Below are 13,976 nucleotides of genomic sequence, written 5' to 3' on the forward strand. Positions count from 1 at the left end.
GCCGGGTACGAACCCTGACCGCTGCGTCGGACCGTGGCACAAGGCCCCCCTCCGGCTGACACCCGTGTGGTGCAGCAGCCTAGGGGGCCGCGGATCATTGCGCCGAGACGGCACCCGGGGCGCGCAGGGCGCGCAGGCCGTCGTGGGAGGGGGTGCCGGGCGCGGCGGTCAGGGCGATGAGCTGCTGGTCCGGGTCGGCCGTGTCGGTGAGTGTGGACCAGTCGAGGGTGAGTTCACCGACCACCGGGTGGCGCAGGTCTTTGGTCCCCGCGCTGCGGACGGCCACGCGATGGTCCTGCCACCAGGTCCGGAAGTCCGGGTCCTGCGCGGACAGCTCTGCCACCAGCGCCGACAGACGCGGATCGTGCGGATCCTGGGCGGCCTCCATGCGTAGCTGCGCCACGCAGGCCCGCGCCATGTAGGGCCAGTCCGTGTACAGGGCCCGCACCGCCGGGTCGCGGAAGACCAGACGGACGAAGTTGCGTTCGTCCCGCGGCAGCAGCGCGAAGTCGGTGAACAGCGCGGCGGCCGGCTGATTCCACGCCAGGATGTCGGTGCACCGGCCGAGGACGAGGGCCGGAGTGTGGGCGAGATCGTCGAGCAGGCGCCGCAACTGCGGCCGGACCTGCTGGCCGGGCCGCCGCAGCGGTCGGCCGGCGTCCTTGCCCGAGAGCTCGAACAGGTAGGCACGCTCGTCCGCGCTGAGCCGCAGCGCGCGGGCCAGCGCGTCCAGCACCGGTTCGGAGGCCCGGCGCCGTCCCTGTTCCAGACGGGTGTAGTAGCCGGGGCTGATGGACGCGAGCACGGCGACCTCCTCCCGGCGCAGGCCCGGGACCCGTCGGCGCCCGGCGTCGGGGAGCCCGGCCGTCGGGGGGCTCAGCTCCCTGCGCCGTGCCTTGAGGAAGTCACCCAGTTCGCTGCTCATGTGATCGAGTCTCGCACCGCGGGCCGGCCCGTTGAGGGGGCCGGCCCTGGCCCATTGTCCCGGCGTGCGGCACCCGTCAGGGTCGAGGGCATGAAGACCGACGTCACCTTCCGCAGCAGCCGTCTCACGCTCGCCGGCACCCTCTTCCTGCCCGGCACACCGACCGCCGGTCGGCTCCCGGCCGTCGTCATCGGCCATCCCGGCGGCGGGGTCAAGGAGCAGACCGCGAGCGTCTACGCGGAGCGCCTGGCCCGTGAAGGCTTCGCCGCACTGGTCTTCGACGCCGCCTACCAGGGCGAGAGCGAAGGGGAGCCGCGCGGCCTGGAGAACCCCTTCCAGCGCGCGGAGGACGTCAAGTCGGCCGTGAGCTTCCTGGCCACCCGCGACGAGGTCGACCCGGACCGGATCGGCGCCGTGGGCATCTGCGCCTCCGGCGGCTACGTCCCCTACGCCGCCCAGACCGACGTGCGCATCAAGGCGGTCGCCACGGTCAGCGCGGTGGACCTGGGTTCGGTGATGCGCGACGGTTCCGGCCACGCCCGGGATCCACGAGCCCTGCGCTCCATGCTCGAACGCGCGAGCGCCGCACGCACCGCGGAGGCACGCGGCGAGCCCGTCCCCCGGCAGGAGTGGATCACCGAGGCCGTGGACGCCGAGACCCGCGAGTACTACCGCACCCCACGCGGCCACCACCCCGGCGCGGTCCGGCCCTGGCCGGTCCGCAGCCTCGACCAGATCATCCAGTACGACTCCTACGCCCTGATCCACCTCATCGCGCCCCGCCCGCTCCTGATGATCGTCGGTTCCCAGGCCGACACGGCGCACTTCAGCCGCGATGCCATCGAGAAGGCGGCCGAGCCGAAGGAACTCTTCGTGATCGACGGCGGCACCCACGTCTCCCTCTACGACCGGGACGAGCACGTCACCCCGGCCGTCGCCAAGCTCACCGCCTTCCTCGGCACCCACCTCCGGCACGGCGCTCCGCGCGTCCCTCAGCGGCAGGGATCCATCACGTCCAGGTCCTTCAGGTGACGGTCCCGTTCCCGGGCAGGCAGGGGCCGGCTCACCCGACCGCCCGCTTCCCGCGCGCCGTTCACCCGATTGCCGCACACCCGCCGAGGCGCAGAACCGTTACTCCGGGCATGACCAAGAACACAGGGGACGGGGTCCTCCGGCCACCGGGGGACAGCGAGACCGACCGGCACCGGCCACGACCGGTCGGCACAGGCCGGGAGACGGTCAGGTAACCCACGGCCTCATGCACCACGAACGCGGCACACACGACACACACCACCCGAACCACCCTCCGTACTCCGGCCCTCTGACGTCGCCGGACGCCGACTGGGATCCCGCGGCCGAACTGGCCTTCATGCTCCAGGACGCGGAGGAGGGGTGGCAGCCCACCGAGTTCCACGAAGAGGAGACTTCCCCGCAGCCCCCGGCGGTCGGGACACCGCAGGAAAGCCCGTACCAGGCCGCGGCGCCGCCCGGACGCCGGCGCCGTCCGCGTCGCAGAGCGCGCCGTCGACCCGACATCGGCCCATTGCGCGCCGCCAGCCTGACGGCCGCCGCGCTGGCCGCGGTCGTCGCCTCGTCGGTGAGCCTGCTCGGCGGGCTGGCGTCCTACGAACCCCTGCGGCTGACGGCCGCCGCCCAAGCCACCGACGGTGTGGTGTCCTGGTGGCCGATGCTGGTGTACGGCCCCTGGCTGGTGGCGTCGCTGGCCGTGCTCCGCGCCGCGCTGCACCGGCGCCGTGCCGTGCACTCGTGGGCCGTGGTCCTGCTGTTCTCGGTCATCGCGATGCTGTTGTGCGTCTTGCAGGCGCCCAGAACCCCAAAGGACGCCGCGGCCGCGTCGCTGCCCGCTCTGGCCTCGCTGGTCTGCTTCCAACAAGTCGTCCGGCAGATCACGTTGAGCCGGCCACCCCGGCGAGCCGCGCCCCGGCACCACCCCCGCGCCCGGGATGCCCGGCGCGGTGCAAGGCCGCTTTCGGCGTTGTCCGGGCCCGGCACCCGGATTCACCGATGAGTTCAGCCTCCTCGAACGGTCTCACCCGGCAACACGACCGTTCCCGACAGGAGTGCCATGTCCACCATCCAGCCAGTGATCCTGACCGCCGACCACGGTGTCCTGCTCGGCTTCTACACGAAACTGTTCGGCGCCGAGGAGATCTTCCGGGTACCGGAGAAGGGTCCGGTCTTCTACCTCGGCCTGCGCATCGGCGACACCGACCTCGGGCTGGTGGCCAAGCCGGACCCGGGGGAGCGGGAGGCACCGCGGATCCTGCTCAGCATCGGTGTCGACGACGTCGACGAGACGCTCGGCCGGGTAGCGGCGCTGGGCGGCACGGTCCGCCGCGGTTCCAAGGACATGCCGTGGGGGCAGCGTGTCGCTCACATCGAGGACCCCGACGGCAACCCGGTGAACCTCACCCAGCCCGTTCCGGCCCGGTGACGCCGCCTGGAGCAGCGTGGGCAGCCGCTCGGTCCAGCGGCTCGTGGTTGACCCAGATCGCCCGGTAGGGGTGGCGGCCCTGCCAGCGCCTGATGATGTGACGCCGGGCGGCGACCGACTCGACCAGACCGGATGCCCTCACGAGTTCCTGGAATTCGTCGAGGCGGCCGGCCTGGCGATCGCGCAGCCGGCCCTGTCCAAAGCGGTCCGGCGTCTGGAATCCCGGCTGGGGGTGCGGCTGCTGGAGCGCTCCAGCAGGCACGTCGCCCTCACCACCGCAGGCGAAGCGCTGCTGCACCACGGCCGGCACGCACTCGACGCGGTCGGCGCGGCTGCCGAGGAGACCCGCCGGGCCGGTGACCGGCACGCCCACCTGCGCCTGGTGATCAAACCCGGCGGTGACGGAAACCTGCTGTCCGGCATCCTCGCCGGCTACGCCGGCCGGCCCGACGCCCGCCAGGTGGACATCCTCTTCGGCGGAGCCACCGACCGCGCCGATCACGTCCGGGACGGCCGTGCCCATGTCGCCCTGGTGTACGCGCCGTTCGACGACATGACCGGCCTGGACCACGAGACCCTGGCAGTCGAAGGACGTGTCGCGATCCTGTCGCCGGACCACGGGCTCGCCGCCCGCCCGGAGGTCACCCTCGCCGACCTCGCCCGGGAGACACTGCCGCGCTGGAAAGGCGTGCGCTGGACCGGAGCGCCCGAGGCCGGGCCGGGTCCCGAGGTCACGGACGCGGCCGAAGCCCTGCGAACTCGTCATCGCGTGGTCCCAGGACGACCGTCGCCGCCCGATGCCGACGGGCTCCCCGCGCTCCCGGTCGTGGCGGCGGCGCAGACCGAGGACCACGGCCGCCGCTCCCGGCCCGACCCCACCTCCGGGAACTCGGAAAAGCTGGAACAGGGCCTCTCTGTCCCGGCCGAGTCCCGCTAGTGGCCGATCTTGTCCAACTCGGCGAGTTCCTCGGCGGAGAGCGAGAGCCCCGCGCCGGTCACGTTCTCGCGCAGGTGCGCCACCGACGAGGTGCCGGGAATGAGCAGGATGTTCGGCGACCGCCGCAGCAGCCAGGCCAGGGCGACGGACATGGGCGTCGCACCCAGCCGGGCGGCCACCGCGGAGAGGGCCGTGGACTGCAGCGGGGTGAAGCCGCCCAGTGGGAAGAAGGGCACGTAGGCGATGCCCTTGTCGGCGAGTTCGTCGATCAGCCCGTCGTCCTGGCGGTAGGCGAGGTTGTACATGTTCTGGACGCACACGATCGGCGCGATCGCCTGTGCCTCGGCGACCTGCTCGGCGGTCGCGTTACTCACTCCGAGGTGCCGGATCAAGCCCTGATCCTGGAGTTCGACGAGGGTTTCGAAGGGCTCGGCGAGCGAGCCGGGCCGGGGGCCCTGAGCGTCGCCGAGCCGGAGATTCACCACGTCGAGCGAATCGAGGCCGAGGTCATCGAGATTCTCGCGGACGGCGTGGCGCAGATCCTCGGGCCGACGGGCAGGAGGCCAGCCGCCCTGCTGATCGCGGACCGCGCCGACCTTGGTCACGATGTGCACCGGCGCGGAACCGGGGCGCAGCGCTTCACGGATCAGCCGGTTGGTGACACGAGGTCCGTATGCGCCGGCGGTGTCGATGTGGGTGATCCCCAGGGCGGCCGCCTCGCGCAGGACGGCGAGCGCGCCGTCGTGGTCGGCGGGCGGGCCCATGACCCCGGGGCCGGCGAGCTGCATCGCGCCGTAGCCGAAGCGGGTGACGGTCAGGTCGCCCAGGGTCCAGGTGCCGCCGGGCAGTGAAGCGGAGGGTGTGTTCACGGTTTCGCTCATGCCGAAGATGCTCGCTCGTGGAGCGGCTGCGCAGCCAATACCGATGCGGTGCTCTCTCATACCCGGTAGGTATCACCGAGGTACGCTGTGACCATGGACGCCTTGGAGACCCGCGAGCTGAGGTACTTCGTGGCCGTCGCGGAGGAACTGCACTTCGGTCGTGCCGCCGAGCGCCTCGGCATCGCCCAGCCACCGCTGTCCCGGGCGATCCAGCAGCTCGAACGGCGCCTTGGCGTACGTCTGATGGAACGCGACCGCCGCGGCGTCGCACTCACCGGCGCCGGAGAAATGCTGCTGCACGAGGGCCGCGCGGCCCTCGACGCGACCACCGCGGCCGCTCGCCGCACCCGTCGTGCCGGTGGCGCCGACAGTCCGGGCGGCCCCCGCAACCGCCTGGTGCTGGCGGTGAAGGCCGGTGCCTCCCACGAGCTGCTGCACAAGCTCCTCGACGCCTACGCGGCCGAGCCCGCCGCCGCCGAGATCGAAGTGCTGCCGAGCGGCACGTGTGAGCAGGAAGGAATGCTGCGCGACGGCCGCGCCGACGTGGCGCTCATGCACGCGCCGTTCAACTCCCTCGCCGGGTTCGACAGCGAGGAGCTGATGACCGAGGGTCAGATCGCCGTGCTGCCCGCCGGGCACCCTCTCGCCGCGCGGAGGACGCTGTCACTGGCCGACGTCGCCGACATCCCCGATCTCCCGCTCGCCCGCTGGTCCCGCCACGGCACGTACCCGCCCGGCCCGGGCCCGGAGATCCACGACCAGACGCAGCTGGCCCAGCTGATCGCCCTCGGACGCACCGTGGCCGTCTACCCCGACTCGGCCCGCGCCTGGCTGTGGGCCGAGCACGCCGCCGTCCCCCTGACCGACGCGCCCCCCGTCGTCACCCACATCGCCTGGCCCGCGCACAGCAGTTCCCCCGCCCTCGCCGGGCTCATCCGCACGGCCACCCGGCTGTGACCGCCCGGCTCGGGCGGCCGGGACCGCCCGAGCCGGGAGCCGCGTCGTCCGCATCCCGGACCGTCAGACTCCGATCAGGGTGTACGTGCCCGTACCGTCCTGCCTGCCGCTGGAGTACTGACGTATGAACTCCCCGTCCGCGTACCGGTCGTGGCCCATCATGGAGCCGGTGTACTTGTTCTGCACACCGATCTGCGAGCTGCCCGGGACATCGCGGTAGATGTAGAACCGCTGGAGGTCGTCCTCCGCGCAGGGGACCGTCATCAGGACCGCCCGATCGGTGGCCGCGCTCTCCTCGGTGACGGTCGCGCATCCACCGTTGCCCCAGTTCCACAGGGACGCCTCGAGGACCCCGTTGCGCTCCGTCACGTTGCACAGGCGCCAGTTGTCCAGGTGGGCGCTGAAGATCGTCGAGGGCCGCAGCCGGACACCGTCGTCCGCCAGGAGCGGTGCGCCCCAGGACAAGGGCTTTCCGGGGACGGCGATCTTGTAGGCCTCGGCCGAGCAGTCCAGAGCGGCCCGCGCGCTGTCCCCGGTTGCCCCGGACATTTCGGCGGAGGCGCCACTCGTGGGAGCCGGGCGCTGCACGGGGCGGTCCGGCTTCTGCTGCGCGGCCGGGGCCACCGCACCCGCCGGGTGGGCGGCCTTCGCGGCGGCCGAGCCGCAGTCGAGGAGGGTTTGTGCCTTGGCCATGATGCTGCCGGCGGGCACGCTGTCCTGGCAGCGCACCGCGCCCTCCTCAAGGGTGGTGAAGGTGGTGAAGCTGCCGCTGCCGGGCCCCTCGGCCCACTCCAGCGCCCAGCTTCCGTCGTCCTGCTGGGCGCGGTTGCAGTTGAGGCTTCCGTACGTGCCGGTGACCTTCTTGGTGCCCTTGTAGACGCCGTAGTAGCCGGGCTGGTTGAAGTTCCAGGTGACCGAGGTCGACTCCGTGCTGGTGGAGGTGTACTCGAGCTTCACGTCCAGGCCGACGGTCGCGCTGACGTTGCTGAGCGTCTCGACGTCGAAGCTGCTCTCGATCGTGTCGTTGAGGCCGACGGAGACCGTGATGACCGTCGTGAGGTCGGTGGTGACGGCCTGGTTTCCGGTGGTGCCCTCGGTGACGTACCAGCCCTTGAAGTGGGTGATCGTCGGCGACACTTCGGTGGCCTTGATGTACGGGTGGCGGGTGCCGAGGTCGGCCGCCGTACAGGTGTCGCCGGGCCGGGGCGCCGTCGTGTCGGTGGGCGCCGCGGCGGCCGGCGGGGCGGCGAGGCCCAGGGCGGCAACCGCCCCGGCGGCCGCCGTGGCGGCCACCGCCATGAGTGATCTGCCGATGCGGCTGACGGGTCCTGTGGAGCGCATCGTTGCCTGTTCCCCCCTGGTCGAGTGGGTTCGGTCGGGGTGAATGTAGCGGCCACCCAGGGTGGTGGTGTGAGGCCCGAACTAGCCACAAATGATCACGGAGGGGCCTGTTCCGCCCCTGCCGCGGACCGTCCCCGCGGGTCTCACGGACCAGGTTCCGGGTCCCTCAGCAGCCGGTCGACCAGCCCGTCGATGTAGTCGGGGGTGAGCGGCACCATGCCGAACAGGACGCGGATGTACATCGGGGCCAGGACGTGGTCCAGCACGTCGAGCGCGTCGGGTGCGGCCTCGCCGCGGTCGCGGGCGTGATCGAGCATGGACTGCAGTTGCCGGGTGCGTTCGGCCCGCAGGTCGGCCCCCGCCTGCCGGCCCTGCCGGCCGCTGCTCGACAGGGCGACCGCCAGATGCAGCACCGCCGGACCGTCGGGCCCGGTGATCTCGCGGGCCACCTGGGCCGCGTACGTACGCAGGTCGCCGGCGAGGCTCCCGGTGTCGGGCATCGGGGACTGCGCATTGAGGCGGGTGAGCGCCACGTCGGTGAGCAGGGTTTCGAGGCTGCCCCACCGGCGGTAGATGCTGCTGTCGGCCACGCCCGCGCGGTCCGCGACGTCGCCGACGGTGAACTTGCCGTAGCCGCGCTCGCTGATCAGATCGGTGACGGCCTGGTGCACCTGCGCGCCGACACGGGCACTGCGCCCGCCGGGTCGCCGGGCTCGCTGTTGCTCGTTCATGCCCCTCACCTTAACGCAGTCGCGGCTTGCGTTTGCGAGGGGAGCCTCCCTATAGTCTCCTAACGCAGTCACGGACTGCTTTAGGGGTGCTCGGATGTCCGGGCACAGCCAACGACGGAGGGGGATTCCATGGGCGCACCGCATGCGACCGCAGGCAGTCGGCCGGACCGGGGCGTGCTGCTCACGGTGACCTGCCTGGGGCAGTTCATGGTGCTGCTGGACAACACGATCGTCGGAGCGGCACTGCCCGATATGCAGGAGAGCCTGCACACGCAGCTGACCGGACTGCAATGGATCGTGGACGCGTACGTACTGCTGGTCGCCATGCTGCTGCTGTCCGGCGGGGTCTTCGCCGACCGGTTCGGCCGCAAGCGGGTGTACCTGACCGGGGTGGCCGTGTTCACCGTCGCGTCGTTGCTGTGCAGCCTCGCGCCCTCACTGGGCTGGCTGGTCGCCGGCCGGATGCTGCAGGGCATCGGGGCCGCGGCACTGAGCCCGGCCTCGCTGGCCCTGCTCGTCGCCGCCCACCCCGTGCCGCAGGAACGAATCAGGGCGATCGGGCTGTGGGCCGGAATCAGTGGAATCGGTCTGGCCGCAGGCCCCGTGGCCGGGGGCGTACTGACGGACGCCTTCGGCTGGCCCGCCGTCTTCCTGGTCAACCTGCCCATCGGCGTGGTCCTGGTGCTGGTCGGCCTGCGCCGCCTCGGCGAGTCCCGCAACCCCGGCGCGCCCGCGATCGACGTACCGGGCACGGTGCTGTCCGTTCTGGCAGTGGGGGTACTGACCTACGGGCTGATCGAGGGAGGTGCCCGCGGCTGGACCTCCCCGGTCATCCTGGGCAGCCTCGCCACCGCGGTGATCCTCCTCGCCGCCTTCGTCGCCGTCGAAGCCCGTCGCGACGCTCCGATGCTGCCGCTGAGGCTGTTGCGGCAGCGCCTGTTCACCGTGTCCAACACCGCCATGGTCGTGGTGGGATTCGCGCTCATGGGTTCGTCGTTCTTCTTCTCCCAGTTCTTCGTGTACGTCCAGGGCAGCTCGGTCCTGCGCGCCGGCCTGCAGACCCTGCCCATGTCCGTGGCCATGGTGATCGTCAGCCCGTACGCGGGCCGGCTCGCCGCCCGGTACGGCTTCCGCATCGTGGTCACCGCCGGCCTCGCCCTGGCCGCCCTGGGACTGCTGGCGCTCGGCACGGTGCACGCCGACACCGGCTACGCGAACGTGTGGTGGCGGCTGGGACTGGCCGGCGCCGGCTTCGCCCTGGCCATGTCCCCGCTGACGGGCGCCGCCATCCAAGGGGTCGGCCCGCAGGAGGGCGGCCTCGCGTCGGGCATCAGCAGCACCACCCGGCAGATCGGCGCGGTGCTCGGCGTCGCGGTGCTCGGAGCCGTCGTCCGCACCCGGCAGTCGGGCGGCGCCTCCTTCGAGACCGGCCTCAACACCGCCTTCCTCGTGGCCGGCGCCGTCACCGCGGCCACCGCCGTGTTCACCGGCCTGTGGCTGACGAGGTCCAGGCCCGCGAAGGATTCCACCACCCCGGCGCCCGCCACCGGCGCCGACCCGGTCACCTCCCCGAACGGGGCACCCACGCACAGTGGTTGACCATGGACCATGGACCATCACCTCGTTCGGCAACCACGCGAAGGACCCCGACCTTGACTCCGGACCCGACCACCCTGCACCCGCTGCCCGCCCACGACCGCGTGGTGTTCCTCAAACCGCTGGTCACCTCTCCGAACATCACCGTGGGCGAGTACACCTACTACGACGACCCCGACGGCGCCACGGACTTCGAGCACCGCAACGTCCTCTACGCCTACGGGCCGGAGCGCCTCACCATCGGCAAGTACTGCGCGATCGCCACCGGCACCACCTTCCTGATGGCAGGCGCCGAGCACCCGACGATGGGGGTGTCGACGTATCCGTTCACCATGTTCGGCGGCCGGTGGGCGGAGCAGACCCTGGACATCGTCACCGCCATGCCCAGCCGCGGCGACACCGTCGTCGGCAACGACGTGTGGTTCGGCTACCGGGCGACCGTCATGCCGGGCGTACGGATCGGCGACGGCGCCATCGTCGCGGCCGGCGCGGTGGTGACCGCCGACGTCCCGCCCTACACGATCGTCGGGGGCAACCCGGCCGGACCGATCAGGCAGCGCTTCGACGACGCCGACGTCGAGCGGCTGCGGCACGCGGCCTGGTGGGACTGGCCCGCCGACCTGGTCACCGAACACGCCCGCACCATCATGGCCGGAACCCCGGCGGACATCGTCCGCGTCGCCACCGAGCTCGGACGGACCGCCCCTTGAACCACGGGTGAGCCGACGGCCGCCCGGCACCCCGACCACGGGTGGCTCGGCTCAGGCCGGAGCGGTCGGCTCCTGCTCGACCACGGAGCGCAGGCGCCGGGTGTGGTCCGGGTGGCGTTCGGCTCCGGTCAGAACGACCCTGGCGGTCAGGCGTGGGTCCGCGCTGGAGGCGGCCAGCCTCAGCTCCAGCTCGCCCGGCTCGACCACCCGCCGTCCGTCGCGTCCGGTGAACGAGGCGAGATCGGCCGGGACGGTGACCCGCAGACGCCGGGCCTCACCGGGCTCCAGGCCGACCCGGGCGTAGCCGACCAGGCGCTGCACCGGCTGGACGACGGAGGCGACCGGATCGTGCAGATAGAGCTGGACGACCTCGGTCCCGGACCGCCCGCCGGTGTTGCGGACGGTGAAGGCGAGAGTGAACTCGCCGTCCGTCGGTGCCTCCGGGACGTCCACGCTCAGGTCTGTCCAGTCGAATTGGGTGTAGGACAGGCCGTGACCGAAGGGGAACGCCGGTGTCGGGTCGACGTTGGACACCGCGCCGGCGTGGGCGAGCCTCGCTCCGAGGTAGCTGGCCGGCTGGGAGCCCGGCCCGCGCGGCACCCCGACCGGGAGCCGCCCGGACGGGTTGACGCGGCCGCTGAGCACACCGGCGATCGCGTGGGTGCCTTCCTCACCGGGAAAGAAGGACTGCACGATCGCCGCCGACTCCTCCACGGCGCGGCCGAGGGAGTACGGTCTCCCCGCGAGCAGCACGGTGACCAAGGGCGTCTCCAGGTCCAGCAGGGCGTCGAGCAGTTGCTGCTGCGCCCCGGGCAGTGCCAGCGTCTCGACGTCGCAACCTTCACCACTGGTGCCCCGCCCGAAGAGCCCGGCGCGGTCGCCGAGCACCACCAGGGCGAGGTCGGCCCCGCGTGCCACCCGGAGGGCCTCGGGTAGACCGGTGAGATCCCCGTCGTCGACGCCGGTGCCGCGGGCGACGGTGATCTCCGCGTCGGGGAACTCGGCGGCGAGGGCGACGCGCAGCGTGGGCAGCTCGATGCCGTGCGGGGTCCCGGGGTGCCGGACGCCGATGTGCTGGGGGAAGGAGTAGCAGCCCAGTACGGCGACGGCCTCGTCGGCGTTGGGGCCGACGAGGGCGATGCGGCGCGGCCTCGCGAGCGGCAGCGTGCCGTCGTTGCTCAACAGCACGACGGCTTCCTCGGCGACCGTGCGGGCCAGTGCGCGGTTCTCCGGACTGTCCAGGTCGATCCGGCCGCGCAGGGCGGCCGGATCGTCGAGGTCTGCCCCTTCGAGCGCGGCCGGCAGGGGGTTCCAGTCCGGATCGAGCAGACCGAGCCGCGCCTTCTGGGTGAGTATCCGGCGCAGGGCCCGGTCGACCAGCGTCTCCGGGACACGGCCGTCGGCAACGGCCTCGGCCAGGGGCGCGCCGTATGCCTTGACGTTGGGCAGCTCGACGTCGATGCCCGCCCGCAGCGCCAGTCCGGCGGCGTCGGCCCAGTCGGCCGCCACCCCGTGCAGGGTCTTCAGGAACGCGATGGCGAAGTAGTCGGCGACGACGGTGCCGTCGAAGCCCCACGTGTCGCGCAGCAGCCCGGTGAGCAGCTCCTCGTCGGCCGCGGAGGGGACGCCGTCGGTGTCGGTGTAGGCGTTCATCACCGACCGCGCGCCACCTTCACGGATCGCCATCTCGAAGGGGGGCAGCAGGACGTCGGCACGCTCACGCGGGCCCATCGAGGAGGGAGCGAGGTTGCGCCCGGCGCGAGAGGCCGAGTACCCGGCGAAGTGCTTGAGGGTGGCGACGATCCCGGCCGACTCGAGACCCCGCACGTACGCCGTTCCGATGGTGCCGACGAGGTAGGGGTCCTCGCCGATGGTCTCCTCGACCCGGCCCCAGCGGGCGTCGCGGACGACGTCCAGGACGGGCGCGAGCCCCTGGTGAACGCCGACGGCACGCATGTCCCGCCCGATGGCGGCGGCCATGCGCCCCACCGTGCCGGGGTCGAAGGTGGCGCCCCAGGACAGTGGGACGGGGTAGGCCGTCGCACCCCAGGCGGCGAAGCCGGCCAGACACTCGTCGTGCGCGAGAGCGGGGATGCCGAACCGGTTGGTGGCGGCGATCCGGGACTGGGTGCGGGCCAGGGAGAGCGCGCCCAGGGCGGGGTCGACCGGGACCGTGCCGAACGGCCGGGTCAGCTGGCCCAGTCCACTGGGCAGCAGCGCGTCGAGATCGACGGCCTCCTCCATGTCGTGCTGGTGGGGAGCCACTTCACCGCCCTGGTCGGAGGCGCCCACCCAGACTCCGTACAGCTGGGCGGTCTTCTCCCGCAGGGTCATCGCGTCGATCAGGGAGTCGACCCTCGCGGTGACGGAAACAGCGGTGTCGTTCCAGCGGGAGACTTTGGCGGTGTTGTCTGCGGCCACGTTGGCGTTCACTTTCCCTCCCACGGCCCGCGGACCCCGACCGGGGCGCGACGGGCGAACAGGTGGACGTGCGGGACTCGGTGCGGGACGGGGCCCGTCCGGGTTCCGGCGGGTGCCGGCGTCGGTCAACGGCTGAATCCGGCGGTCAGACCGCTCAGCAGTTGGCGGCGGCCGAACGCGTACAGGACGAGGACGGGCAGTGTGGTGAGGACGACGGCGGCGAGAACGGCGGGGACGTTGACCCCGTACTGGCCCTGGAAGGTCCACAGCGCGAGCGGCAGGGTCCGGCGCTCCGGACTCTGCGTGAGCACCAGCGGCAGCAGGAACCCGTTCCAGATGGTCAGGGCGTTGAAGATGGTCACGGTCAGGATGGCCGGCCGGGTGAGCGGCGCCGCCAGCCGCCACATGGTCGTCCATTCGCCGGCGCCGTCGACCCGCATCGAGTCGAAGAGCTCCCCCGGCACGTCGCGGACGAAGTTGGCGAGTACCAGCACCGACAGCGGGATGGCGAACGCGATGGACGGGAGGATCAGCGCCGCCAGGCTGTCGTACAGCTGCAGTTTGATGATGATCAGGTAGACCGGGATGACCGTCGCCTGCAACGGGATGGCCAGGCCCATCAGGAACAGCCCGTTCACCGCGCGCAGCATCCGCAGGTGCCGGCCCCGGACGATCGCGTAGGCGGCCATGAAGGAGAACACGACCGCCGGCACCACGGCGCCCGCGGTGACCACGACGCTGTTCAGCAAGTAACGGAGGAAGTCGGACTCTACGACCAGCCGGTAGTTGTCCAGTGTCGGGTCGCCCGGGGGCACCAGCGGGTTGCTCGCGTAGTAGCGGCTCTGGGCCTTGAGACTGGTGATGAGGGTCCAGTACAGGGGTACGGCGACGACGACGAGCCAGAGCCATCCGGCCAGCCCGCCGGCCCAGTTGCGTCGGCCTGCCCGCCGGGAGGAGCGGCGTTGCCGCTCGCGGGGAGCGATCCTGGGCGGCCGTCGTGCCTCGGGCAGTGTGGCGGTCAC

Annotated in this window: 13 protein-coding genes; 7 read left to right on the forward strand and 6 right to left on the reverse strand. The window is 72.1% G+C overall.

Annotated features, from left to right (window positions below; translation table 11 throughout):
* Window positions 1-94: 94 nt before the first annotated feature.
* Window positions 95-925: a helix-turn-helix domain-containing protein gene (locus ACH4D3_RS18470; RefSeq protein ID WP_398323241.1), complete on the reverse strand. Its 831-nt coding sequence runs from the start codon at window positions 923-925 to the stop codon at window positions 95-97.
* Between the two features lie 90 nt (window positions 926-1,015).
* Between ACH4D3_RS18470 and ACH4D3_RS18475 the strand changes: the two genes are divergently transcribed.
* The 4 genes from ACH4D3_RS18475 (at window position 1,016) to ACH4D3_RS18490 (ending at window position 4,317) form a co-directional block, all read left to right on the forward strand.
* Entirely contained in the window at window positions 1,016-1,957 is a 942-nt protein-coding gene (locus ACH4D3_RS18475) for an alpha/beta hydrolase (RefSeq protein ID WP_398323243.1), read from the forward strand.
* Between the two features lie 226 nt (window positions 1,958-2,183).
* Entirely contained in the window at window positions 2,184-2,954 is a 771-nt protein-coding gene (locus ACH4D3_RS18480) for a DUF2637 domain-containing protein (RefSeq protein ID WP_398323245.1), read from the forward strand.
* Between the two features lie 57 nt (window positions 2,955-3,011).
* Window positions 3,012-3,380 carry a VOC family protein gene (locus ACH4D3_RS18485; protein WP_398323247.1) on the forward strand — a complete coding sequence of 123 codons (369 nt, stop codon included), beginning with the start codon at window positions 3,012-3,014 and terminating at the stop codon, window positions 3,378-3,380.
* 148 nt (window positions 3,381-3,528) lie between these two features.
* Window positions 3,529-4,317, forward strand: coding sequence for a LysR family transcriptional regulator (locus ACH4D3_RS18490; RefSeq protein WP_398323615.1), 789 nt, complete (start codon window positions 3,529-3,531; stop codon window positions 4,315-4,317).
* On the opposite strand, the gene ACH4D3_RS18495 is transcribed toward ACH4D3_RS18490, so the two are convergent.
* Window positions 4,314-5,198 carry an oxidoreductase gene (locus ACH4D3_RS18495; protein WP_398323248.1) on the reverse strand — a complete coding sequence of 295 codons (885 nt, stop codon included), beginning with the start codon at window positions 5,196-5,198 and terminating at the stop codon, window positions 4,314-4,316. The genes ACH4D3_RS18490 and ACH4D3_RS18495 overlap by 4 nt on opposite strands.
* A gap of 93 nt (window positions 5,199-5,291) precedes the next feature.
* On the opposite strand from ACH4D3_RS18495, the gene ACH4D3_RS18500 reads away from it, so the two are divergent.
* The gene (locus ACH4D3_RS18500) at window positions 5,292-6,155 is read left to right on the forward strand and encodes a LysR family transcriptional regulator (RefSeq protein WP_398323250.1); all 864 of its coding nucleotides are present in this window, start codon (window positions 5,292-5,294) and stop codon (window positions 6,153-6,155) included.
* Window positions 6,156-6,218: 63 nt separating this feature from the next.
* Here ACH4D3_RS18500 and ACH4D3_RS18505 read toward each other — a convergent pair whose 3' ends face one another.
* Both ACH4D3_RS18505 and ACH4D3_RS18510 read right to left on the reverse strand, forming a co-directional pair.
* On the reverse strand, window positions 6,219-7,496 hold the full coding sequence (locus ACH4D3_RS18505; protein ID WP_398323252.1) for a hypothetical protein: 1,278 nt from the start codon (window positions 7,494-7,496) through the stop codon (window positions 6,219-6,221).
* 143 nt (window positions 7,497-7,639) lie between these two features.
* On the reverse strand, window positions 7,640-8,227 hold the full coding sequence (locus ACH4D3_RS18510; RefSeq protein ID WP_398323254.1) for a TetR/AcrR family transcriptional regulator: 588 nt from the start codon (window positions 8,225-8,227) through the stop codon (window positions 7,640-7,642).
* A gap of 129 nt (window positions 8,228-8,356) precedes the next feature.
* Between ACH4D3_RS18510 and ACH4D3_RS18515 the strand changes: the two genes are divergently transcribed.
* Together ACH4D3_RS18515 and ACH4D3_RS18520 are read left to right on the forward strand one after the other, a co-directional pair.
* Window positions 8,357-9,826 carry an MFS transporter gene (locus tag ACH4D3_RS18515; protein ID WP_398323256.1) on the forward strand — a complete coding sequence of 490 codons (1,470 nt, stop codon included), beginning with the start codon at window positions 8,357-8,359 and terminating at the stop codon, window positions 9,824-9,826.
* A 2-nt stretch (window positions 9,827-9,828) separates the two neighbouring features.
* Window positions 9,829-10,533: a CatB-related O-acetyltransferase gene (locus ACH4D3_RS18520; RefSeq protein WP_398323258.1), complete on the forward strand. Its 705-nt coding sequence runs from the start codon at window positions 9,829-9,831 to the stop codon at window positions 10,531-10,533.
* Window positions 10,534-10,584: 51 nt separating this feature from the next.
* On the opposite strand, the gene ACH4D3_RS18525 is transcribed toward ACH4D3_RS18520, so the two are convergent.
* Both ACH4D3_RS18525 and ACH4D3_RS18530 read right to left on the reverse strand, forming a co-directional pair.
* Window positions 10,585-12,966, reverse strand: coding sequence for a glycoside hydrolase family 3 N-terminal domain-containing protein (locus ACH4D3_RS18525; RefSeq protein ID WP_398323259.1), 2,382 nt, complete (start codon window positions 12,964-12,966; stop codon window positions 10,585-10,587).
* Window positions 12,967-13,079: 113 nt separating this feature from the next.
* Entirely contained in the window at window positions 13,080-13,976 is an 897-nt protein-coding gene (locus ACH4D3_RS18530) for a carbohydrate ABC transporter permease (RefSeq protein WP_398323261.1), read from the reverse strand.

The sequence above is a fragment of the Streptomyces sp. NPDC018026 genome, from assembly GCF_044327745.1.
In the GTDB taxonomy this organism is placed as follows: domain Bacteria; phylum Actinomycetota; class Actinomycetes; order Streptomycetales; family Streptomycetaceae; genus Streptomyces; species Streptomyces rubrogriseus.

What these genes read in the sequence shown, in the direction of transcription:
- ACH4D3_RS18515 (WP_398323256.1), top strand. Translation starts at nt 8,357, where the DNA reads ATGGGCGCACCGCATGCGACCGCAGGCAGTCGGCCGGACCGGGGCGTG.
- ACH4D3_RS18485 (WP_398323247.1), top strand. Translation starts at nt 3,012, where the DNA reads ATGTCCACCATCCAGCCAGTGATCCTGACCGCCGACCACGGTGTCCTG.
- ACH4D3_RS18510 (WP_398323254.1), bottom strand. Translation starts at nt 8,227, where the DNA reads ATGAACGAGCAACAGCGAGCCCGGCGACCCGGCGGGCGCAGTGCCCGT.
- ACH4D3_RS18470 (WP_398323241.1), bottom strand. Translation starts at nt 925, where the DNA reads ATGAGCAGCGAACTGGGTGACTTCCTCAAGGCACGGCGCAGGGAGCTG.
- ACH4D3_RS18480 (WP_398323245.1), top strand. Translation starts at nt 2,184, where the DNA reads ATGCACCACGAACGCGGCACACACGACACACACCACCCGAACCACCCT.
- ACH4D3_RS18500 (WP_398323250.1), top strand. Translation starts at nt 5,292, where the DNA reads ATGGACGCCTTGGAGACCCGCGAGCTGAGGTACTTCGTGGCCGTCGCG.
- ACH4D3_RS18520 (WP_398323258.1), top strand. Translation starts at nt 9,829, where the DNA reads ATGGACCATGGACCATCACCTCGTTCGGCAACCACGCGAAGGACCCCG.
- ACH4D3_RS18495 (WP_398323248.1), bottom strand. Translation starts at nt 5,198, where the DNA reads ATGAGCGAAACCGTGAACACACCCTCCGCTTCACTGCCCGGCGGCACC.
- ACH4D3_RS18475 (WP_398323243.1), top strand. Translation starts at nt 1,016, where the DNA reads ATGAAGACCGACGTCACCTTCCGCAGCAGCCGTCTCACGCTCGCCGGC.
- ACH4D3_RS18505 (WP_398323252.1), bottom strand. Translation starts at nt 7,496, where the DNA reads ATGCGCTCCACAGGACCCGTCAGCCGCATCGGCAGATCACTCATGGCG.